Raw genomic sequence first — 19,501 nt, 5'->3', positions numbered from 1 at the left:
CCAAATGTAGACGGTTACGACTAGCTTATGGCTTCTTCACCGCTCTAGGTCTGGGATGCGCCTCGGGTAACGAAGTTGCAGGTACCAAAAGGCAGGCGTGTCGGTTTCCAAGGAACTGGGACGCTTCGTGAGGCAGCATCACTCAAGAGGGCAGCAAGTCCAAGCATTCGTAGGTTGTTCGGGCGCATTCCCTTCAGCGCGACGACCCGAGCCGGGAGTGCTGTTGGCTAGGGTGGACGTGTTCGTACATGTCTTGGAACTGGGGTGGGATCTTGGCAGTTTTCGTACTGATTCATGGCGGCGGTTCCACCGCATGGGACTGGCATCTGGTCAAACCACTGCTTGAGGCATCGGGCATGAGGTCGTCGCGGTCGACTTGCCCATCGAAGACGACAATGCCGGGCTTGAGGACTACACCCATGCGGTAACTGCAGCGGTGGGCGATGCTCAGCACACCATCGTCGTCGGCCACTCGCTAGGAGGCTTTACGGCGCCCTTGGTTTGCGAAGAGCTCCAATCGGACGGACTCGTATATCTCGCAGGAATGATCCCACTACCGGGCGAGACATTCGGCGATTGGTGGACCAACACGGGTCATAATCGCGAAGACATAGATCCGGACCCCCAGGCAGCGTTTTTCAATGAAGTCCCCGAGGATTTGGTGCACCAGGCACGTGACAAAGAGCGCGACCAGCAAGGTGCATGGATGGCACGGCCCTGGCCTGGTCAGCGTCATCCGGCCGTCCCCACCAGAGCAATACTGTGCCGTGACGACCGGTTCTTTCCAGCGTCATTCATGAGACGCCAAGTACACCAGCGACTTGGAGTCGAACCTCTGGAAATTCCAGGGGGTCATTACGCCACCTTGAGCAATCCAGACGCTGTAGCTGCGGCGCTGAACGACTTCGCCCAAAAGATCGCTCAGGCGCAGGGCAAGATGATTTGAGATCTTTCGCTAGCCAGGACGAGACGGGTGGCGGCAGGGCCAGACTGGCCTGGGGTGGGCGTTGCACCCTACTTCGGGTTTCGAGATTTCCGGGGTGGAAGCCCTGCGTACAGTCCTCCGAACGCGAAGGGGAACACCACGACAGCTGCGAGGTGCCGGAATTGAACTTAAGAATCCGGACCTGCATCCTGTGCCCGTCCGGATCCACCGACCAGCCACGGGTGATCGGGCCCAGGAAACGTTCGAAGTGTTCGACGAGATTCGCCATTCCGACATCTTTACCGATGAATGCGTTTGTGGAAGGACGTGGGTCGTTCCGGTCCGGTAGCCGGTCGACAACGTGGTTGAAAACCGCCCAGGTATGAGCTGCGCGGAGGGCTCCACCTGCCCCATTGGGCACAACCCGTTCTAGGGTTGAGTAGGTGCTCAGAGACTGGCCGGTTACCGCTTCAACGTGTAGGCGGCGGCAAAACGTCAGTTGGCGTGGCCGGGGCAGGCGGCGCGGGCCCTGACAGGGCGCCGAAGCAGACGCCGGCCATGACCAGGGCGGCACCGAGCACGGCAGGCAGGGTCATCGGCTCATCGATGAGCCACGCCGCCAGCCCCAAGGTGACCACGGGAAACAGGACAAACATGTACGAGCTTGCCGACGAGGTCCAGGTACGCACCACGAGCAGAACCAGGATGAACAGGCCGACCGACCCCAGCGTCACCAGATAGGCCAAAGCCGCTGCCACGCCGGGCTGAGTTGGCAGGGCCCACGCCTCGTTGACCGAGGCGGACAGCATGATCAGCAGTAGTGCGGCGATTGTCATGGCGACCGCGTTGGTCATAGCGGGGTGGTTGGCAGACAATTGCTTCCCCAGGATGATGCTCTGGCCGACCGCGAGGTTCGCCCCGAGCATGGCGAGTACCGCGCCTGCCGGGGTGCGAGCCAAGTACCATCCAAGCGATACCGCCGAGGGCGAGAACCGAACCCGCCAGCGCTCTCTTTGTGAACCGCTCGAGTCGCTGGCTCACAGCAAGGAGCAGTGTCACCAGCGGGACCCCGGCCATGACTACTGTCGCGGAGCTGGCGGTAGCCCGCGTCAGCGCCCAGTACAGAAGCGCATAGGGGATTGCGAACGCCAAGGCGCCGTAGACGGCCATCCAGGCCAGGAGTCGGCCGTGGTATCCGTCGCGAGAGTGTCACACGATGCCCCGGCCGTCTTCGTCAGTCAGCTCGGCCAGAAACATCGGCTGCATCGGTATTGCCGCCGGCTGTCAGATGGCGGAGCACGGCCAGGGCGCCTTTTTCGCTGGCGAGTTCGACGAGCTGATCCGCTGCATCCTTGCTGCCGCTGTCAGCAAGACGACGGAGCTCGTCGAAATCCTCTCGATCTGCGGCGAGTTCGATGAGCTGTCCGACGGCGTCGGCGTCGCCATGGGCCGCTCGTTCCCTTAGGTGCGAGAGTTCAGAATCAGCCATAGTGCGAGCCTTCCGTTTAGACGCCCCGGGACGCGTTTTCGATCCCCATGTGTTGGGCAAGTTCCGCTTCAACATCAAGGAGCCGCGCCCGTTGTTCAGTGATTGAGAATTAACACCCAAAAGCCCTGATCCCTTGGACCGTGGCTTTTGTTGTGATTGGCATGAATACCTGCCTGGCCCCATCCGGCCAAGCAAGCCTGCCGCGTGGCCCCCGCAGTTAGTACTAGGTTGCATCTCGATAACAACCTTTACTCAGGGACAACTTTCCGTCCGCCAGCCATGCCTTCGGGTCTAGGCTACATCCCATGTGAGACATGCCACATGCTCACTGGGGGGATGTGGCAATCTGGCCGACGTTCATAGCGGCGGTCTTTTCCACACTAAGAGACATAGGAGGCGGAATGCGATTGAGTCGTATTTCCAAGGCAGTAGGCGTTGCCGCGGCGGCGGCGCTGGCACTCAGCGCCTGCGCAAACACCAACACCGGGACAACCCCGACAAGCGACGCGGCCGGCAAGACGGGTGGCACGGCTACCGTGGTCGAGGTGAACGCATTCAACACGTTCAACCCCAACACGGCAGACGGCAACACGGACATCAACTCGAAGGTCAGCTACGCCACCCACTCAGGTTTCTACTACATCGATAACCAGCTGAACGTTGTCCGCAATGAAAAGTTCGGCAAGATGGAAAAGACCTCGGACGATCCTTTGACCGTCAAGTACACCATCAATGAGGGCGTCAAATGGTCCGACGGCACGCCCGTCACCGCAGCGGACCTCCTCCTCCAATGGGCCGCATTTTCCGGGTACTACAACGACGCCGACCCGGACGGGAAAGCCGGAACGTCGTACTTCTCCTATGCCGGTGATCCGACGGGTCTCGCCCTCACCGACTTCCCGGAAATTGGCGACAACAACCGCTCCATGACGCTCAAGTACTCCAAGCCGTTCGCGGACTGGGAAATCGCGCTCGGCGGCCCCGGGATCGACATCCCCGCCCACGTGCTGGCCAAGAAGGCCGGCATGGCGGATACCCAGGAGTTCATTGACCACCTCAAGGGAATGCCCCGGGGCGATGCCAAGGCCCCGAAGCCTGCTGACACCAAACTCAAGGCGATGGCCGACCTCTGGAACACCGGATTCGACTCCAAAACCCTGCCGAGCGATCCGAGTCTCTTCCTCTCCAACGGTCCGTTCATCGTCAAGAGCATCAACCAGGACCAGTCCCTGACCATGGTCCGGAACAAGGACTACAACTGGGGCCCCGAGGCCAAGCTCGACGAAATCACCGTCCGCTACATCGGTTCCGCTCCTGCACAGGTCCAGGCACTGAAGAACGGTGAGGCGGACATCATCGCCCCGCAACCCTCCGCCGATACGCTGGAGCAGCTCAAGGCCCTCGAAAGCCAGGGCGTGACCGTGGAGCAGGGCTATCAGCTGTCCTACGACCACATCGACCTGAACTACTCGGGGCCGCTCGCTGACAAGAGCGTGCGTGAAGCGTTCATAAAGTCTGTTCCCCGAAAGGACATTGTCGACAAGATCGTCAAGAAGCTGGATCCGGAAGCGAAGCCGCTGGATTCACAGCTCTTTGTTCCGGCCCAGCCTGCCTACGCCGATTCCGTGAAGGAAAACGGCTCCTCGGCATACCAGGATGTTGACATTGACGGAGCAAAGAAACTGCTCGCGGGCAAGGCTCCGGAAGTCCGCATCATGTACAACAAGGACAACCCGAACCGCGTGGATGCCTTCTCCCTGATCCGCGAATCCGCCACCAAGGCGGGCTTCAAGATCGTCGACGGCGGTCTGGGTGGCTCTGACTGGGGCAAGGCGCTCGGCAAGGGCGGCTACGACGCCACCATCTTCGGCTGGATCAACCCTGGCGTTGGAGTCTCCGGCGTGCCGCAGATCTTCCGCACGGGCAACGGCTCCAACTTCAACAAGTTCAGCGACCCGGAGGCTGACAAGCTGATGGATGAGCTGATCGTTACGACCGACCACGGCAAGCAGGACGAGCTCAAGGTACAGATCGATAAGAAGATCTGGGAGTCCGCGTACGGTCTCCCGCTGTTCCAGGCCGTCGGAGTCGACGCCTACAGCGACCGCATCACCGGCGTGAAGTTCATGCCGAACCAGACGGGAGTCTGGTGGAACTTCTGGGAGTGGGCCGAAAAGTAGGCCGACGACCACAACTGCAAGAAGCTAGCTGAGGCGCCGGGATCGAGCACTATGGTCCCGGCGCCTTTGCAGCGACTTCTCCCGCCGTGCCGGCAACACAAAGGCGGGCACGGCCAACCCGCGACCGGCCCGGGCAATCCCCGGGCCCGAATACTGAGGTTCTATCACGATGGTGACCTACATTGTCCGGCGGCTAGTCACCGCTGCACTCATTCTTCTGGGCGCATCCTTCCTGGTGTATCTGCTCACCGCGGCGTCCGGAGATCCGCTCGCGGAGTTCCGGGCCAGCAGTGCGCCCAACAAACAGCAATTGATGGACTCCAGGTCCGCTCTCCTGGACCTGGAGACCCCGGCGCCGCTGCGCTACTTCAAATGGCTCGGCGGCGCCGCCCAATGCCTCGTGCCTTTCGCCGGCTCCTGCAATCTGGGCAAGAACATCGCCGGACAGCCCATTACGGACGCGCTGGGGCATGCACTCGTCCAGACCCTCACCCTGGTTACCGGCGCCACCATTCTGGCGATCCTCGTGGGCATCACCCTTGGCATCATCACCGCGTTGCGACAGTACAGCACGCTGGATTACGGCGTGACCTTCATGGCCTTTCTATTCTTTTCCCTCCCGATTTTCTGGGTCGCCGTGCTGCTGAAGGAATTTGGCGCCATCGGATTCAACAACTTCCTCAGGAACCCTGAGATACCTCTTCCCGTGGCAATTGGCATCGGCGCGGTACTCGGTTTTGTCGCCATGATCGTCGCCGGCGGGGATGCGAAGCGGCGGGCGCTCACAGCCGGAATAGTCTTCGCCGTTGTCACTGCCGTACTCATCTACTTCTCCGTCACCCTCTGGTTCAGAACACCCGGATTCGGGCCGGTCGTCATCGCCATCGCCGGTGTCGGACTGGCCTTTGCCGTCACCCTGCTCACGGCCGGCCTGAGGAACCGGAAGGCGCTGCAGTCCGCTCTCATCGCCGTCGGCGCCGGCGTGGTTGCATACTTCCTCATCCAGCCGCTGCTCAGCCAGGCAACGTTCCTCATGATCGTGCTCCTCGCGATCGCCACGGTCCTCATCGGCACGGCCATCGGCTACTTCGTGGGAGGCTATGACCGCGGCCAGTCCATGCGCGCTGCCGCCATCACCTCATTCCTCATGGGATTCCTCATCGTCCTTGACCGCTTCATGCAGGCCTGGCCCGCCTACTTCAGCAACGGCAGAGTGCGCGGACGCCCCATTGCGACCATCGGCGCCGGCACCCCGAACATCGAGGGTGATTTCTGGATCCTCGGGCTCGATTCCTTCACCCACCTCATCCTGCCGACAACGGCCCTGGTCCTCATCTCGCTGGCCGGCTACACCCGGTTCACCAGAGCCTCCATGCTCGAAATCATGAACATGGACTACATCCGGACGGCACGGGCCAAAGGCCTGTCTGAACGGACCGTCGTGATGCGCCATGCGTTCCGGAACGCTTTGATCCCGGTCGCCACCATCGTTGCCTTCGACATCGGCGGGCTCATCGGTGGAGCCGTCATCACCGAGACGGTCTTTTCCGTCCGCGGCATGGGGTTCCTGTTCCTCGACGGGATTCAGCACGTTGACCCCAACCCCGTCATGGGCGTCTTTGTCTGCGTCGCCATCACGGCCATGGCGTTCAACCTCATTGCGGACCTTGCGTATTCCGCACTGGATCCACGAGTAAGGGTAAAAGCATGAGCCAGCCGAGCCAGCAGGATGAAATCGTCGCCGAGCAGGGCAGCCTGCACCGGCAGCAGGCCGCCGGCATCGAACCCGTCATCGAGGCCCGGGGACTGAGCCAGGGGCAGATCGTCCGCAAGCGGTTCCTCGGCCACTCCGGCGCGATCGTGGGTCTCGTGGTCTTTGCCTTCATCTTCATCATGGCCTTCACCTCCGTGGGCTATGCCGGCATCCCGGGATGGTGGAAATACAGCCACGAGGCTGTGTCGCCGCTGGTCAACGGGGGTGCCCCTACGGCCTCGTTGTGGCCTCCGGCCTGGGGGGAGCACCCGTTCGGCCAGGACCGGATCGGGCGGGACCTGTTCGCCATGACGATGCGCGGCGCCCAACAGTCCATCACCATCATGGTGGTCATCGGCCTCATCGCCGGCCTGATCGGAGTGATCGTCGGCGCCCTGTCCGGCTACTTCCGCGGCTGGATGGAGGCCATCCTCATGCGCCTCACGGACGTCATCATCATCGTCCCGGCACTGCTCCTCGCAGCCGTCATGGCCCAGCTCGCCGGGCGGAGGGACGAAGGCAGTTGGTTTGCGTCCTTTGCCAGCACCAACGGTGTCCTGGCGCTCGGCATCTTCCTGGGGCTGATCAGCTGGGTGGGCCTGGCCAGGCTCATGCGCGGTGAGTTCCTGTCCCTGCGGGAACGGGAATTTGTCGACGCCGCACGCATCTCCGGAGCCAGCAACGCCCGGATCATTTTCAAGCACATCCTGCCCAACGCGGTGGGCGTCCTGATCGTCAACGTCACCCTGACGATGTCCGCGGCGATTCTTACCGAGACGGCGCTGAGCTACCTGGGCGTCGGCGTCAAGTCTCCCGACACCTCCCTTGGACTGCTCATTTCGCAGAACCAGGAAGCCTTTTCCACCCGTCCGTGGCTGTTCTGGTTCCCAGGCCTGTTCATCGTCCTCATCTGCCTCAGCATCAATTTCATCGGCGACGGGCTGCGGGACGCGTTTGATCCGCGCCAGAAGAAGTTCAACGCCAAGAAAGCACGGGAGGTAAGCAGTCCGCTGGCGCCGGAGAAGATACCGGCCACGGTCAAGGATGGCACTGCCGAGGACGGCACTGTCTCCGGCGACAACAGGGGAGGCTGACGTGCTGCCGTGGCAGGGAGGGGCCCTAGAGCAGCGCCACGCCCCAGATGCTGAACGCGAGCAGCAGCGCGGTGGCGCCAACATGCAGCCAGCGGACGGTTATCGAGACGGGGGTAATGGCAGCGTTCCCTGCGTTGATGGCGCCGGCTTCAACAAGCTGCTGCCAGCGGGCGCGGACCAACTGCGCGGCCTGCCCGGAGTCGGTGCTCTTCAAATCGCCGGGCCGAACGGAATTCCCGGGGCCATAGGTGGTGCCTGGCAGGCCGTGGAGATCCTCGGGGCGCGCGTTGCGTCCGCCCCAGATCCCGGGGGCAGGCGCCGCCCAGGCGCCATAGCTTCCGGACGGTGTGACGAGGGTCAGCGCGTACCGCGTGTCCACATGGACGAGGGCAGCCCATGGCACCATCACGGACCGGAACGGGTTCTCGAGCCGGACGCCGGCGTCATGGATTACGACCGAAGGGCGCCAGAACAACAGCCAGCCAAGGTATCCGATCAGCAGCAGCGGCCCGATGCCGAGCATGGATGCCGCCCCGCCCGTTGCGGCGGTGCTGACAAGGCCGACGCCGGCCACGAGCCAGGCAAGCGCCGCAAACCATTTGTTGGTGCGGGCCTTGAAGGTCACAGCATTTTCGGCGTGCGGCGCAGTGCTCATGCCCCCAATAATTCAGGACTTCGGGCCGCAGCACTAATTTCTCCTGCTCCGCTGTCCCGGGTGGAAGGAAAACCCCAACATGTCTGACTACATCATCCCCGGCCCCGCCCGGTCCGATCCCGACAGCAAGGGCGCTGTCGTCCTTGAGGTGCGCGACCTGAGCGTCGACTTCGGCGTGGAGAAGAAGTGGGTTCCGGCCGCCGTCGGACTTAACTACGAAGTCCGCGCCGGCGAGGTGCTGGCCATCGTTGGCGAATCCGGTTCCGGCAAGAGCGCCAGCTCCATGGCGCTGCTGGGCCTGCTGCCGAGCAACAGCCGCGTCTCCGGAAGCGTCAAGCTCTCCGGCAAGGAGCTGCTTGGCGCCAACGCCTCCAACATCCGCAGCGTCCGCGGGAAGGACGTGGCCGTCATTTTCCAGGAGCCCATGACGGCCCTGAACCCCGTCTACACGGTGGGCGCCCAAATCGTGGAAACGGTGCGCCTCCACAACGAGGTGTCACCGGATGAAGCCCGGGAGCGCGCGCTGCGGATGCTCGACCTGGTGGAGCTGCCGGATCCCGAGAAAGCCTTCAAGTCCTACCCGCACCAGCTGTCCGGCGGGCAGCGGCAGCGCGCAATGATTGCGCAGTCCCTGTCCTGCGACCCCAAGCTGCTGATTGCTGACGAACCCACCACGGCCCTTGACGTGACGGTGCAGGCCGAAATCCTGGATCTGATGAGAAACCTGCGGAACAAGCTCGACAGCGCGATCGTCCTCATCACGCATGACATGGGCGTCGTGGCCGACCTCGCTGACCGGATCGCAGTCATGCGCCGGGGGCTGATCGTCGAATCCGGCACCGCCGAGCAGATTTTCCACAACCCGCAGCACCCCTACACGCAGGCGCTGCTGGCGGCCGTTCCGCACCTTGGACAGGGCGGCGCGGACACCGAGACCGCCGTGGACGTGACCGCCGCCTTGGCCGCCGTCACGCATGCTGAACTTGAGTCTGTGGAGCACGGGGAACTGGTACGCCGGGAGCAAGAAAACGCTGAGGCGCTGGCTGCTGCGGAATCCGCCAGGCCCGCCGGTGAACCAGTCCTTGAACTGACCGACGTGGCCATCGAGTATCCCAAGCAGGGCCGCGTGCCGGCGTTCAGGGCCGTCGAGGGCGCCAATCTGACTATCTACCCTGGACAGGTGGTCGGGCTCGTGGGGGAGTCCGGCTCCGGAAAGACCACCATCGGGCGCGCCGCCGTGGGGCTGCTCCCGGTGGCAGCCGGCCGGATGCGGGTCGTGGGCCAGGACATTTCCGCAGCCAAGAAAAACGGCAAGCAGCTGCACCACGTGCGGCGCCACATCGGCATGGTCTTCCAGGATCCGTCCTCCTCCTTGAACCCGCGCCTGCCGATCGGCGAAAGCATCGGCGAACCGATGTACCTCGCCGGGGTGGCGAAGGGCAACGACCTCCAGAAGCGGATTGAAGCCTTGCTCGACCAGGTTGAGCTTCCACGCGACTACCGCAACCGGTATCCGCACGAGCTGTCAGGCGGGCAGAAGCAGCGGGTGGGCATCGCCCGCGCCCTCTCGCTGAAGCCGAAGCTGATGGTGGCGGACGAGCCCACGTCGGCGCTGGACGTGTCTGTGCAGGCGAAGGTTCTGGAGCTTTTCCAGAACCTGCAGCGCGAACTTGGCTTCGCGTGCCTCTTCGTCACGCATGATCTGGCTGTCGTAGACGTTCTGGCGGACCGGATCTGCGTCATGCAGCGCGGGCGCATCGTGGAGCAGGGGAGCCGGGATCAGATCCTGCGCAATCCCCAGGAGCACTACACGCAGCGCCTGCTGGCGGCCGTGCCGCTGCCGGACCCGGAAAGGCAGCGTGAACGCCGCGAACTGCGGGAGCAATTGCTCGCCGCCGGAATGGAATAGCCGGAACCATCATCTTGCAGTGGCCTGAAAGAGCCGGTGTCCACCCGAAGGTGGGCATCGGCTCCCTGGCCGTCAGGCCGGCGCGTTAGTTGTTGCTGCACGTCGCTCAGTCCTGCATGGTTGACGGGATCGCGGACCGATCGCGCCTAGTCCAGGTCTAGTCCGAGTGCCTCCAGCCGGTCGCCCAGCAACATTCCCAGCGCGCGGTGGCCGTCGTCGTTCATGTGAACCGAGTCGGCAAGATGCTCCTCGAGGCCGTAGCGGGTCAGCCAGTCACCGACACTGACGAACGGGATGCTGTGGGCAGCCGCCACCGATCCCAGCAGCGCATCAACCTCGGTGCGCCGCCCGGTGCCCTTGGCCAGCGTGCCGACCATGACCAGCTTGGCGCCCGGGTAGCGCTGCTTGAGCGTGGTGATCAGGCTCTCCGCGTTGGCGACGATCTGTTCGTCGCTGGCGCCCTGCCTGGCGTCATTGCCGCCGCCCTGGATTACCACGAGCGGAGGGAAACCGTACGGAAGGTGCCAGTCGCCCCGCTGCAGGGCATCGACATAGTTGCCGGTGGCGCCGTTGGAGGCGACGTAGCCGGTGCCGCCCTTGCCGCAGAAGAAGACGTCGTAGCCCAGATCGGCCAGGGCGCGGCGGGGCCAGCTAGCCTTCGGTTCGGACTGCGAATCGCCGATCAGCAGGGCCGTGCGTTCGGTGTCGCCCGTGATCACTTCGTCACGGCCGTTTGCGGGGTTCCGGAACAGGGATCCCGCCGGCAGGACGGCAGGATCCACGGCGGCAAGGTCGCTTCCCAGGGACGAACCTGCGGCGACGGCCTCGCCCGGCGCTGCAGCCGGTGCCGCGGCGGTGGCCGATGCCACAGAAGCGGCGCGGGGACGGGACGAGCCGCCCGTGCCGGAGGCCGGTTGGGACGGCGTCCCGCAGCCGCCTAAAAACACGCTGGCCGCAATCATCAGGGTGATCAGGACGGCCCGCGTCGAGACTTGTAGCATCCGTGGACTCCTGGCCTGTTCGTAGTGTTCCAAGCAATAGTGGTGGATCAGTTCAGGAAAAGCCAGTGATTTTGCTCACGTGACGGGCCTGCGGGATTCACGATTTGGTAACAGGCCGGAAAGGGTGTGCGTTCGGATTTTAGGCCAATAAATGGGCGAGCGTTTAGACTAGCTGTAGGTGCCCTGTGTTAAAGGGTCTGATCCGTCGTGCGTTCCGGTTGGAAATGTCGCGATACAACAGCTGACTTCACCACTGAATCGAGCAATAACGCATGTCTGAAACCACCACCAACACTGCGGTAGCCACTGCGTCACGCAGTGACCTGCGCAACGTCGCGATTGTGGCCCACGTTGACCACGGCAAGACCACCCTGGTCGACGCCATGCTCAAGCAGACCAATTCCTTTGCCGCCCACAACCACCTCGAGGACCGGGTCATGGACTCCGGCGACCTGGAGCGCGAAAAGGGCATCACCATCCTCGCCAAGAACACGACCGTCGCCTACAACGGCCCGTCCTCCAACGGCGAGACCATTACCATCAACGTGATCGACACCCCCGGCCACGCCGACTTCGGTGGCGAGGTTGAGCGCGGCCTGTCCATGGTGGATGGCGTTGTCCTTCTCGTGGACGCCTCCGAGGGGCCGCTGCCGCAGACCCGCTTCGTGCTCCGCAAGGCCCTTGCCGCACACCTGCCGGTCATCCTGCTGGTCAACAAGACGGACCGCCCCGACGCCCGCATCGAGGAAGTTGTCCACGAGTCCATGGACCTGCTCCTCGGCTTGGCTTCGGACCTGGCTGACGAAGTTCCCGATCTGGACCTGGACAAGATCCTCGAAGTTCCCGTGGTTTACGCAGCCGCCAAGGTTGGCCGCGCTTCCCTCGAACAGCCGGCTGACGGCACCGCGCCTGAGAACGAGGACCTCGAGCCGCTGTTCAAGACCATCGTCGAGCACATCCCGGCACCCACGTACAACCCGGATGGCGTGCTGCAGGCCCACGTGACCAACCTGGACGCCTCGCCGTTCCTTGGCCGCCTTGCGCTGCTCCGCATCTACAACGGCACCCTGCGCAAGGGCCAGACCGTCGCCTGGGCACGTGCGAATGGTGAGCTCAAGAACGTTAAGATCACCGAACTGCTGGCCACCAAGGCACTGGACCGCGTTCCCGCAGAGTCTGCCGGTCCCGGTGAAATCGTGGCTGTTGCCGGCATCGAGGAAATCACCATTGGTGAGACCCTGACCGACGCCGAGAACCCGCAGCCGCTGCCGCTGATCACGGTGGACGATCCCGCGATCTCCATGACCATCGGTATCAACACCTCCCCGCTGGCCGGCAAGGTCAAGGGCGCCAAGGTCACCGCGCGCCAGGTGAAGGACCGCCTGGACAAGGAACTGATCGGTAACGTCTCCATCAAGGTGCTCCCCACCGAGCGTCCTGACGCCTGGGAAGTTCAGGGCCGTGGAGAGCTCGCGCTGGCCATCCTCGTGGAGCAGATGCGCCGCGAAGGCTTCGAACTGACCGTCGGCAAGCCGCAGGTTGTCACCAAGACCATCGACGGCAAGATCCACGAGCCGATGGAGCATATGACCATCGACGTGCCGGAAGAGTACCTCGGCGCCGTCACGCAGCTCATGGCCGCCCGCAAGGGCCGCATGACCAACATGGCCAACCACGGCACCGGCTGGTGCCGCATGGAGTTCATCGTTCCGGCCCGTGGCCTGATCGGTTTCCGCACCAAGTTCCTCACGGACACCCGCGGCGCAGGCATCGCGTCCTCCATTTCCGAAGGCTACGAGCCGTGGGCCGGCCCGATCGAATACCGCACCAACGGTTCGATGATTGCCGACCGTGCGGGCGTCGTCACGCCCTTCGCCATGATCAACCTGCAGGAGCGCGGCTCCTTCTTCGTCAAGCCGACGTCCGAGGTATACGAAGGCATGATCGTGGGCGAGAACTCCCGCGCCGACGACATGGACGTCAACATCACCAAGGAAAAGAAGCTCACCAACATGCGTGCCGCTTCTTCCGACACCTTCGAGAACCTGACGCCGCCGCGCGACCTGACCCTCGAAGAGTCCCTCGAATTCGCCCGCGAAGACGAGTGCGTTGAGGTTACCCCGGAGGCCATCCGAATCCGTAAGCTCATCCTCGACTCGAACGAGCGTGCCAAGGCCACCCGCGCCAGGGCGCGGGCATAACCCGCGCGTTCCGTTCCGCACGACGGATCCATCCGTGAATAAGAGAGCTGCCGGCATGGCAGGCGGTCTGGCCGCCGCCGTGCCGGCAGCTCTTTTTGCTGCCATGGCGGGCACGGCACTGCACCGCCAGGAGTTAGTGACGGCCGGCGTCGTGCTGCCTCTGGGCGCGTTGGCCGCACTGGTGTTGCTGGGCTGCGTTCAGCTTTTCCTGGGCGCTTCCTTCCGCTCCCTGGTCCCGACGGCGGTCGCCGGGGTCCTCTGCTATCTCCTGGCAGGGTGGTGGTCGGCAATGGTGCCCGGAAAGCGGCTGATAGCCGGCGATCTGGCCGGGAACATCTGGGTGTACGGAATAGTGGTCGTCACCGTGCTGATGCTTGCCTGGTGCCGGCGGTATCGCCGCCGGAAGCCGGCGGCGCAGGTTCCGGCCCCTGCGGCCGGGGCACAAGCCTAGTCCGCTGTCGGGTCCCGGTGGTGGGCGATCATCAGCGACGTGGCCTCGCCGTCGTCGTCTGGAGGAAGCGCCATATACTCGTCCAGCACCGCGCGGAGCTTCCCCAGCATCTCCTCCCGGCGGGCGGCGTTGAATTTCACGCCAAGCCGCCAGACCTCGATGTCCTCCGGCGGTAGATCCCGGGTTTCCTGCAGGAAAGTCTCGATAAGGATGGGGGAGACGTTGTTCACCGGCGCGCGCCAGGACTTGCGGCTGGCGATGTACGGCACCTCGGCAGCCCCCCGGCGCCCCTTCCGGCGCTCCTCCGCCAGCAGGAACCCGGTGCGCACCAGGGTGCGGACGTGGTGAAGGCTGGAGGCAGGGTTAATCCCCAGGATTTCGGCGATCTCCTTGTTGGTCCGGGCCTGGTGAAGACATAAACGGAGAATCCGCAGCCTGAGCGGGGAACTGAGCGCGCGGCCCTTCGCCAGTAGATCGGCTTCGTCGCCCTCAGGAGGGGGTGTCATAGCGCAAGTCTAGCCAGCAATAAGTGATTGACATATATCAATCGCGGCTGGAAACTGATGCGGTGACGGCCGAACCAACAGCGGCAGGTGAAGAAACCGGTTCCCTCTTGCTGGACCGCAACTTCACCACCTTCTGGGCGGGCCATGCCATGTCACAGCTCGGTGCCCAGATCGGACAGTTGGCGCTTCCGGTACTCGCCGTGGCCATGTTGCGTGCCACGGAATTTGAGGTCGGCGTGCTGAATGCCGCCGGCCTGGTTGCGTTCCTTGTTGTGGGGCTCCCGGCCGGCGCCTGGGTAGACCGCTGGCTGAAGCGGCGGACCATGATCGCAGCCGACCTTGCCAGGGCGGCGGCGATGGCCGCCGTTCCGCTGCTCTGGTGGGGCGGAATGCTCCAGATCTGGCATCTGTATGTCATTGCCGCGATCGCAGGCACGGCGACGGTGTTTTTCGAAGTGTCGTACCAGAGCTATGTTCCGGTCCTCGTTGCCCCCGGCAACGTCGGCCAGGCCAACTCCAAACTGGAAGCAACGGCCCAAATAGCCAGAATTGGAGGACCCGCCGCGGGAGGACTAGTGCTGACCGTGGTCACGGCACCGGTGCTGTTCGTGGGGGAGGCCCTCGGCTACCTGCTCTCCGCCGTGTTCCTCACCCGGACCCGTGATCGCGAGATGGCTGTCCCGGCGGCTGACCGGCGCCCCTTAAACGCCGAGATCAAAGAAGGACTGGCTTACGTGGTCCGGCATCCGTTGATCAGCCGCATTGCCGCCTGCACGGGGGCCATGAACTTTTGCGGCATGCTGATCTTCACCATGATGCCGGTGCTGATCCTGAGGGACCTGGGACTCGGGCCGCAGGGGATGGGCCTGATCATGGGGGCGGGCGCCGTTGGCGGCCTGCTGGGCGCCATGGCGGCTCCGCGCCTGGCCGTCTGGCTGGGCGAGGGCACAGTTATTCCTCTTTGCGCCGTTGCCAGCTCGGTGTTCCTAGTGCCCGTGCCTGTGGCGGCCATGGTCACACAGCCCGGGATTGGACTCGCGCTGTTGCTCCTGCACGAGTTCTGCTTCGGGTTCGTAGTCCTCGTCTACAACATCATGCAGCTCAGCATGCGGCAACGTGTGTGTCCGCCGCGGCTCCTGGGGAGGATGAACGCGTCCATCCGGTTCGTCGTCTGGGGAGTCATGCCGCTCGCGGCACTCGCTTCCGGGCTCCTCGCGGAGCACATCGGACTTGTGGCCGTGATCTGGATCGGCACGGCCGGCAGTTTCCTGGCGGCCGCACCGGTGGTGTTCTCACCGCTGATGGGGATGAGCAAACTGCCGGACCAGGTCGAAGGCAACTGACCGCATGTCAGATTCCGGGGCGCGCGCTGCGCCGCGGGGGCGGCGGCACCTGTTTGGCGGCGACGACGAGGTCGAGGTGAATCACGACGTCGGCGCTGCGGGTTCGCACGGTGCAGGCACTTGCGCCGCACTCCAGGAGGTCTCCCAGCGCGTCCGTGAACCCGCCGTCGATCCTGTAGCGCACCACCACCCGCGTCCCAGGAGACGCGGTGGCCAGGAATTCGCGGGGCGAAGGTGAGGTTGGAATCACGCGTTCATCGTATGCCGCCTCCCGAGTATGACGCGCCGCTTCGTTCGCGGAACGGGACTGGGAGATAATAGGCTCGGAAGTCGATAGACCGGCGTGTAGACCGGAAGCAACACCGGCCAGCCGCCGGGACCAACGTGGAGAGGCAAGGGACGTGACGTACGTAATCGCGCAGCCGTGTGTAGATGTCAAGGACAAGGCATGCATTGAGGAGTGCCCCGTCGATTGCATCTACGAAGGCGAGCGTTCCCTCTATATCCATCCCGATGAATGCGTTGACTGCGGCGCATGCGAGCCTGTCTGCCCGGTCGAGGCCATCTACTACGAGGACGACACCCCGGAAGAGTGGGCCGACTACTACAAGGCCAACGTTGAGTTCTTCGATGAACTCGGCTCCCCGGGCGGTGCCGCAAAGGTCGGCAACACCCACACGGACCATCCGATGATTGCAGCACTGCCGCCGCAGAACCAGGACCACTGAGGCGCGTAGGTGACTACAGCTGTACGCAGTTTCGGCCTGAGCCTTCCCGATTACCCCTGGGAGGCCATGGCTCCCTACGCCGCGAGGGCCGCTGAATACCCGGGCGGAGCGGTCAACCTGTCGATCGGGACGCCCGTGGACCCCACCCCGGCGGTGATCCAGGAAGCCCTTCGCGCCGCGGCCAACGCTCCCGGCTATCCCACTGTCCACGGCACGCCCGCACTCCGTGAGGCCATCGCCGCATGGTTCGCACGGCGCCGCGGCGTGGACGGCCTTGACCCCCGCGACGTCATGCCCACGGTAGGCTCCAAGGAACTCGTGGCCTGGCTGCCGTTCCTGCTGGGGCTGAAGCCCGGCGACGTCGTGGTCCGTCCCACGGTGGCTTACCCGACGTACGACATCGGAGCCACCTTTGCCGGCGCCACGGCCGTGGCCGCCGACGACCTCGATGAACTCGACGCCGCCACCCGTGCGAAGGTCAGGCTTGTTTGGGTCAATTCGCCGGGCAACCCCACGGGAAGCGTCCGGAGTGCCGCCTCACTGGCGAAGATTGTGGACCAGGCCCGTGAATTAGGCGCGCTCGTGGCTTCGGATGAGTGCTACGCCGAGCTTGGCTGGGGTGAATGGGACCTTCAGCGCGGAGGGGAGGCCGTACCAAGCATCCTCGATCCGCGCGTCTCGGACGGTTCCAATGAGGGACTTCTTTCGATCTACTCGCTGAGCAAACAGTCCAACCTCGCCGGCTACCGCGCAGCTTTCGTCGCCGGCGACTCCGCCATCATGGCCAACCTCGTGAACAGCCGGAAGCATGCCGGCATGATCGTGCCGTATCCGATTCAGGAAGCAATGCGGGTGGCGCTCGGGGATGACGCCCACGTGCAGGCGCAGAAAGACCTGTACCGCGGGCGCCGGGAGCGTATTGTTCCCGCCCTGGAAAGTTTCGGGCTGACAATCCATGATTCCCACGCCGGGCTCTATCTCTGGTCGACGGCCGGTGAAGCCACCTGGGAAACGATTGCCCGGCTCGCGGAGCGCGGGATCGTTGCCGGGCCGGGCGTCTTTTACGGCGAGGCTGGAAATGGTTACGTGCGGGTGGCCCTCACGGGATCCGATGAGCGGATTGACGCCGCCGTCGCCCGTCTCACCGCCCCCGCCTGACACGGCCGGTGGCCGACGCACCGTAACAATGAGTGTGACACCCGCCACAAGTGACGCGTTTTAGGGGGCGTTTGGCGGTTCCGGATTAGTGGCAGGTAGAAAGTGGCGGTACTTTTTAACTGACTATCAATGGTGGCTTTCTACAAGAAGGCGGCACGGCCGTTGGATGTCCCGCCTGTGCGGGGCCCCTGCGCGGCTCACCTGATGTTGGATCAAGCTTTCTACAGAGGCCCAGATGCCTCATGAAGGGGACTCCATGACTGAGACCACCAGCGCAACCTTGCGCCACGCAGGCGGCGAACTCGAACTCCCGCGCATCAAGGTTGTAGAGGGAAACGAAGGCTACGACGTTTCCAAACTGCTTAAGCAGACCGGCGCCGTCGCCTTTGACCCTGGCTTCATGAACACCGCGGCTACCACGTCCGCAATCACCTACATCGACGGCGACGCAGGGATCCTGCGCTACCGCGGCTACCCCATCGAGCAGCTTGCCCAGCACTCCAGCTTCCTGGAAGTTTCCTACCTGCTGATTTATGGCAACCTGCCCACCCCCACCGAGCTGGAATCCTTTGACCAGCGGATCCGCCACCACACCCTGCTGCACGAGGAGCTCAAGGGCTTCTTCAGCGGCTTCCCCCGCGATGCGCACCCGATGCCCGTGCTCTCGTCCGCCGTGTCGGCGCTGTCCACGTTCTACCAGGACTCGCTGGACCCGTTCAACGCCGAGCAGGTGGAAGTCTCCACCATCCGCCTGATGGCGAAGCTGCCGGTCATTGCGGCCTACGCGCACAAGAAGTCGATCGGGCAGCCGATGCTGTACCCGGACAACTCGATGAACCTCGTGGAGAACTTCCTCCGCCTGAGCTTTGGGCTGCCGGCCGAGCAGTACGAGCTGGACCCTGTGGTGGTCAAGGCGCTGGATCTCCTCCTCATTCTGCACGCCGACCACGAGCAGAACTGTTCCACCTCCACCGTCCGGCTGGTCGGTTCGTCCAACGCGAACCTCTTCGCCTCCGTGTCCGCCGGCATCAACGCCCTCTTCGGTCCCGCCCACGGCGGTGCCAACGAGGCAGTACTCAAGATGCTCCGCCAGATCCAGGCCGACGGCATCAAGCCCGAGGACTACATGGAGAAGGTCAAGAACAAGGAGGACGGCGTCCGCCTCATGGGCTTCGGACACCGCGTCTACAAGAACTACGACCCCCGCGCCAAGATCATCAAGGCCACGGCCCACGAGGTCCTCAGCAAGCTCGGCGGCAATGACGAGCTCCTGGACATCGCCATGCGCCTCGAAGAGAAGGCCTTGGGTGATGACTACTTCATCCAGCGCAAGCTCTACCCGAACGTGGACTTCTACACCGGCCTGATCTACAAGGCCATGGGCTTCCCGGAGAAGATGTTCACCGTGCTCTTCGCGATCGGGCGCCTGCCGGGCTGGATCGCCCAGTGGCGCGAAATGATCAGCGATCCCACCACAAAGATCGGCCGGCCGCGCCAGCTCTACACAGGAGAGCCTGAGCGCAGCTACCCGGCCCGCTAAATCCCCACCTCCCAAACCTCGCACGCTCGGTTCGGGCCCCTCGCCGGTATGTGCCCTATCTGCCGGAACGACGACGGCGGCCGCTCACCCTCCAGGTGAGCGGCCGCCGTCGTATTTTTGTCATCGATCGGTCCCCACCGGCCCCCTCGCCTCACAAGCTCGGCCAGGGAACCCTCCGGTGTGGGCCCTGTGCCCTTTTCGGTGCTGATAAGGGCAGTTACGGAGCAGTCGGTGCTAGGCGGTGTAGCCGTTGGGGTTGTTTTTTTGCCAGCGCCAGTGGTCCTCGCACATCTGGTCCAGGGTTTTGGTGGTGGACCAGGAGAGGTCGGCGAGGGCTGAGGTGGGGTCGGCCCAGAAGGCGGGGAGGTCCCCGGCGCGGCGGCCGGTGATTTCGTAGGGGATGGGGTTTCCGAGGGCTTTTTCGAAGGATTGGATGACCTCCAGGACCGAGGAGCCCTTGCCGGAGCCGAGGTTCCAGCGGAACACGCCGGTTCGTTCGGCGATGTGGTTCAGGGCTGCGACGTGGCCGTCGGCGAGGTCGACGACGTGGATGTAGTCGCGCAGGCAG

17 protein-coding genes and 2 pseudogenes are annotated in these 19,501 nt (G+C 63.9%); 11 read left to right on the top strand and 8 right to left on the bottom strand.

Features of this window, described 5'->3' with window-relative positions; genetic code table 11:
* Positions 1-376: 376 nt before the first annotated feature.
* Positions 377-946 carry an alpha/beta fold hydrolase gene (locus J7E80_RS18445; protein ID WP_251037082.1) on the top strand — a complete coding sequence of 190 codons (570 nt, stop codon included), beginning with the start codon at positions 377-379 and terminating at the stop codon, positions 944-946.
* A 449-nt stretch (positions 947-1,395) separates the two neighbouring features.
* On the opposite strand, the gene J7E80_RS18440 is transcribed toward J7E80_RS18445, so the two are convergent.
* The 3 genes and pseudogenes from J7E80_RS18440 to J7E80_RS18430 all read right to left on the bottom strand — a co-directional run bounded on the left by J7E80_RS18440 (position 1,396) and on the right by J7E80_RS18430 (position 2,414).
* The gene (locus J7E80_RS18440) at positions 1,396-1,884 is read right to left on the bottom strand and encodes a DMT family transporter (protein WP_215053681.1); all 489 of its coding nucleotides are present in this window, start codon (positions 1,882-1,884) and stop codon (positions 1,396-1,398) included.
* A gap of 13 nt (positions 1,885-1,897) precedes the next feature.
* Positions 1,898-2,104: pseudogene (locus tag J7E80_RS24705) on the bottom strand (EamA family transporter); the annotation flags it as partial.
* A gap of 55 nt (positions 2,105-2,159) precedes the next feature.
* The gene (locus J7E80_RS18430; protein WP_215053680.1) at positions 2,160-2,414 is read right to left on the bottom strand and encodes a hypothetical protein; all 255 of its coding nucleotides are present in this window, start codon (positions 2,412-2,414) and stop codon (positions 2,160-2,162) included.
* A gap of 401 nt (positions 2,415-2,815) precedes the next feature.
* Between J7E80_RS18430 and J7E80_RS18425 the strand changes: the two genes are divergently transcribed.
* The 3 genes from J7E80_RS18425 (at position 2,816) to J7E80_RS18415 (ending at position 7,441) form a co-directional block, all read left to right on the top strand.
* Positions 2,816-4,594, top strand: a complete 1,779-nt coding sequence (locus J7E80_RS18425) for an ABC transporter family substrate-binding protein (protein ID WP_215053679.1) — start codon at positions 2,816-2,818, stop codon at positions 4,592-4,594.
* A 169-nt stretch (positions 4,595-4,763) separates the two neighbouring features.
* Positions 4,764-6,305 carry an ABC transporter permease gene (locus J7E80_RS18420; RefSeq protein WP_215053678.1) on the top strand — a complete coding sequence of 514 codons (1,542 nt, stop codon included), beginning with the start codon at positions 4,764-4,766 and terminating at the stop codon, positions 6,303-6,305.
* Positions 6,302-7,441 (top strand): ABC transporter permease, encoded by a 1,140-nt coding sequence (locus J7E80_RS18415; RefSeq protein ID WP_251037081.1) that lies wholly within the window; start codon positions 6,302-6,304, stop codon positions 7,439-7,441. Before J7E80_RS18420 ends, J7E80_RS18415 begins: the two co-directional genes overlap by 4 nt.
* A 25-nt stretch (positions 7,442-7,466) precedes the next feature.
* On the opposite strand, the gene J7E80_RS18410 is transcribed toward J7E80_RS18415, so the two are convergent.
* Positions 7,467-8,096, bottom strand: a complete 630-nt coding sequence (locus tag J7E80_RS18410) for a PH domain-containing protein (RefSeq protein ID WP_215053677.1) — start codon at positions 8,094-8,096, stop codon at positions 7,467-7,469.
* A gap of 79 nt (positions 8,097-8,175) precedes the next feature.
* On the opposite strand from J7E80_RS18410, the gene J7E80_RS18405 reads away from it, so the two are divergent.
* A complete protein-coding gene (locus J7E80_RS18405) occupies positions 8,176-10,005 on the top strand; it encodes an ABC transporter ATP-binding protein (protein ID WP_215053676.1) in 1,830 nt (609 codons plus the stop codon).
* Between the two features lie 146 nt (positions 10,006-10,151).
* On the opposite strand, the gene J7E80_RS18400 is transcribed toward J7E80_RS18405, so the two are convergent.
* Entirely contained in the window at positions 10,152-11,006 is an 855-nt protein-coding gene (locus J7E80_RS18400) for an SGNH/GDSL hydrolase family protein (protein ID WP_215053675.1), read from the bottom strand.
* A gap of 272 nt (positions 11,007-11,278) precedes the next feature.
* Between J7E80_RS18400 and typA the strand changes: the two genes are divergently transcribed.
* A complete protein-coding gene (typA, locus tag J7E80_RS18395; RefSeq protein ID WP_215053674.1) occupies positions 11,279-13,207 on the top strand; it encodes a translational GTPase TypA in 1,929 nt (642 codons plus the stop codon).
* A gap of 34 nt (positions 13,208-13,241) precedes the next feature.
* Positions 13,242-13,658, top strand: a complete 417-nt coding sequence (locus J7E80_RS18390; RefSeq protein ID WP_311380878.1) for a hypothetical protein — start codon at positions 13,242-13,244, stop codon at positions 13,656-13,658.
* Here J7E80_RS18390 and J7E80_RS18385 read toward each other — a convergent pair.
* Positions 13,655-14,164 carry a helix-turn-helix domain-containing protein gene (locus J7E80_RS18385; protein ID WP_215053673.1) on the bottom strand — a complete coding sequence of 170 codons (510 nt, stop codon included), beginning with the start codon at positions 14,162-14,164 and terminating at the stop codon, positions 13,655-13,657. The genes J7E80_RS18390 and J7E80_RS18385 overlap by 4 nt on opposite strands.
* Positions 14,165-14,187: 23 nt before the next feature.
* On the opposite strand from J7E80_RS18385, the gene J7E80_RS18380 reads away from it, so the two are divergent.
* The gene (locus J7E80_RS18380) at positions 14,188-15,507 is read left to right on the top strand and encodes an MFS transporter (protein ID WP_311380877.1); all 1,320 of its coding nucleotides are present in this window, start codon (positions 14,188-14,190) and stop codon (positions 15,505-15,507) included.
* 7 nt (positions 15,508-15,514) lie between these two features.
* Here J7E80_RS18380 and J7E80_RS18375 read toward each other — a convergent pair whose 3' ends face one another.
* Positions 15,515-15,757, bottom strand: coding sequence for a hypothetical protein (locus J7E80_RS18375; protein WP_311380876.1), 243 nt, complete (start codon positions 15,755-15,757; stop codon positions 15,515-15,517).
* 151 nt (positions 15,758-15,908) lie between these two features.
* Here J7E80_RS18375 and fdxA point away from each other — a divergent pair, with 151 nt between their 5' ends.
* From fdxA to J7E80_RS18360, 3 genes are all read left to right on the top strand, one after another.
* Positions 15,909-16,235, top strand: a complete 327-nt coding sequence (gene fdxA, locus J7E80_RS18370) for a ferredoxin (RefSeq protein WP_056636113.1) — start codon at positions 15,909-15,911, stop codon at positions 16,233-16,235.
* Positions 16,236-16,244: 9 nt separating this feature from the next.
* The gene (gene dapC / locus J7E80_RS18365) at positions 16,245-17,393 is read left to right on the top strand and encodes a succinyldiaminopimelate transaminase (protein ID WP_215053672.1); all 1,149 of its coding nucleotides are present in this window, start codon (positions 16,245-16,247) and stop codon (positions 17,391-17,393) included.
* Positions 17,394-17,649: 256 nt separating this feature from the next.
* Positions 17,650-18,933, top strand: coding sequence for a citrate synthase (locus tag J7E80_RS18360; RefSeq protein ID WP_215053671.1), 1,284 nt, complete (start codon positions 17,650-17,652; stop codon positions 18,931-18,933).
* A 234-nt stretch (positions 18,934-19,167) separates the two neighbouring features.
* Here J7E80_RS18360 and J7E80_RS18355 read toward each other — a convergent pair.
* Positions 19,168-19,501, bottom strand: a pseudogene (locus tag J7E80_RS18355) (UDP-glucose 4-epimerase GalE); the annotation flags it as partial.

The sequence above is a fragment of the Arthrobacter sp. ISL-28 genome, from assembly GCF_018613875.1.
Classification (GTDB): Bacteria; Actinomycetota; Actinomycetes; order Actinomycetales; family Micrococcaceae; genus Arthrobacter.
This window is presented reverse-complemented; position numbering and strand designations above follow the sequence as displayed.

What these genes read in the sequence shown, in the direction of transcription:
- J7E80_RS18430 (WP_215053680.1), bottom strand. Translation starts at nt 2,414, where the DNA reads ATGGCTGATTCTGAACTCTCGCACCTAAGGGAACGAGCGGCCCATGGC.
- J7E80_RS18425 (WP_215053679.1), top strand. Translation starts at nt 2,816, where the DNA reads ATGCGATTGAGTCGTATTTCCAAGGCAGTAGGCGTTGCCGCGGCGGCG.
- J7E80_RS18420 (WP_215053678.1), top strand. Translation starts at nt 4,764, where the DNA reads ATGGTGACCTACATTGTCCGGCGGCTAGTCACCGCTGCACTCATTCTT.
- J7E80_RS18415 (WP_251037081.1), top strand. Translation starts at nt 6,302, where the DNA reads ATGAGCCAGCCGAGCCAGCAGGATGAAATCGTCGCCGAGCAGGGCAGC.
- J7E80_RS18410 (WP_215053677.1), bottom strand. Translation starts at nt 8,096, where the DNA reads ATGAGCACTGCGCCGCACGCCGAAAATGCTGTGACCTTCAAGGCCCGC.
- J7E80_RS18405 (WP_215053676.1), top strand. Translation starts at nt 8,176, where the DNA reads ATGTCTGACTACATCATCCCCGGCCCCGCCCGGTCCGATCCCGACAGC.
- J7E80_RS18400 (WP_215053675.1), bottom strand. Translation starts at nt 11,006, where the DNA reads ATGCTACAAGTCTCGACGCGGGCCGTCCTGATCACCCTGATGATTGCG.
- typA (WP_215053674.1), top strand. Translation starts at nt 11,279, where the DNA reads ATGTCTGAAACCACCACCAACACTGCGGTAGCCACTGCGTCACGCAGT.
- J7E80_RS18385 (WP_215053673.1), bottom strand. Translation starts at nt 14,164, where the DNA reads ATGACACCCCCTCCTGAGGGCGACGAAGCCGATCTACTGGCGAAGGGC.
- J7E80_RS18360 (WP_215053671.1), top strand. Translation starts at nt 17,650, where the DNA reads ATGACTGAGACCACCAGCGCAACCTTGCGCCACGCAGGCGGCGAACTC.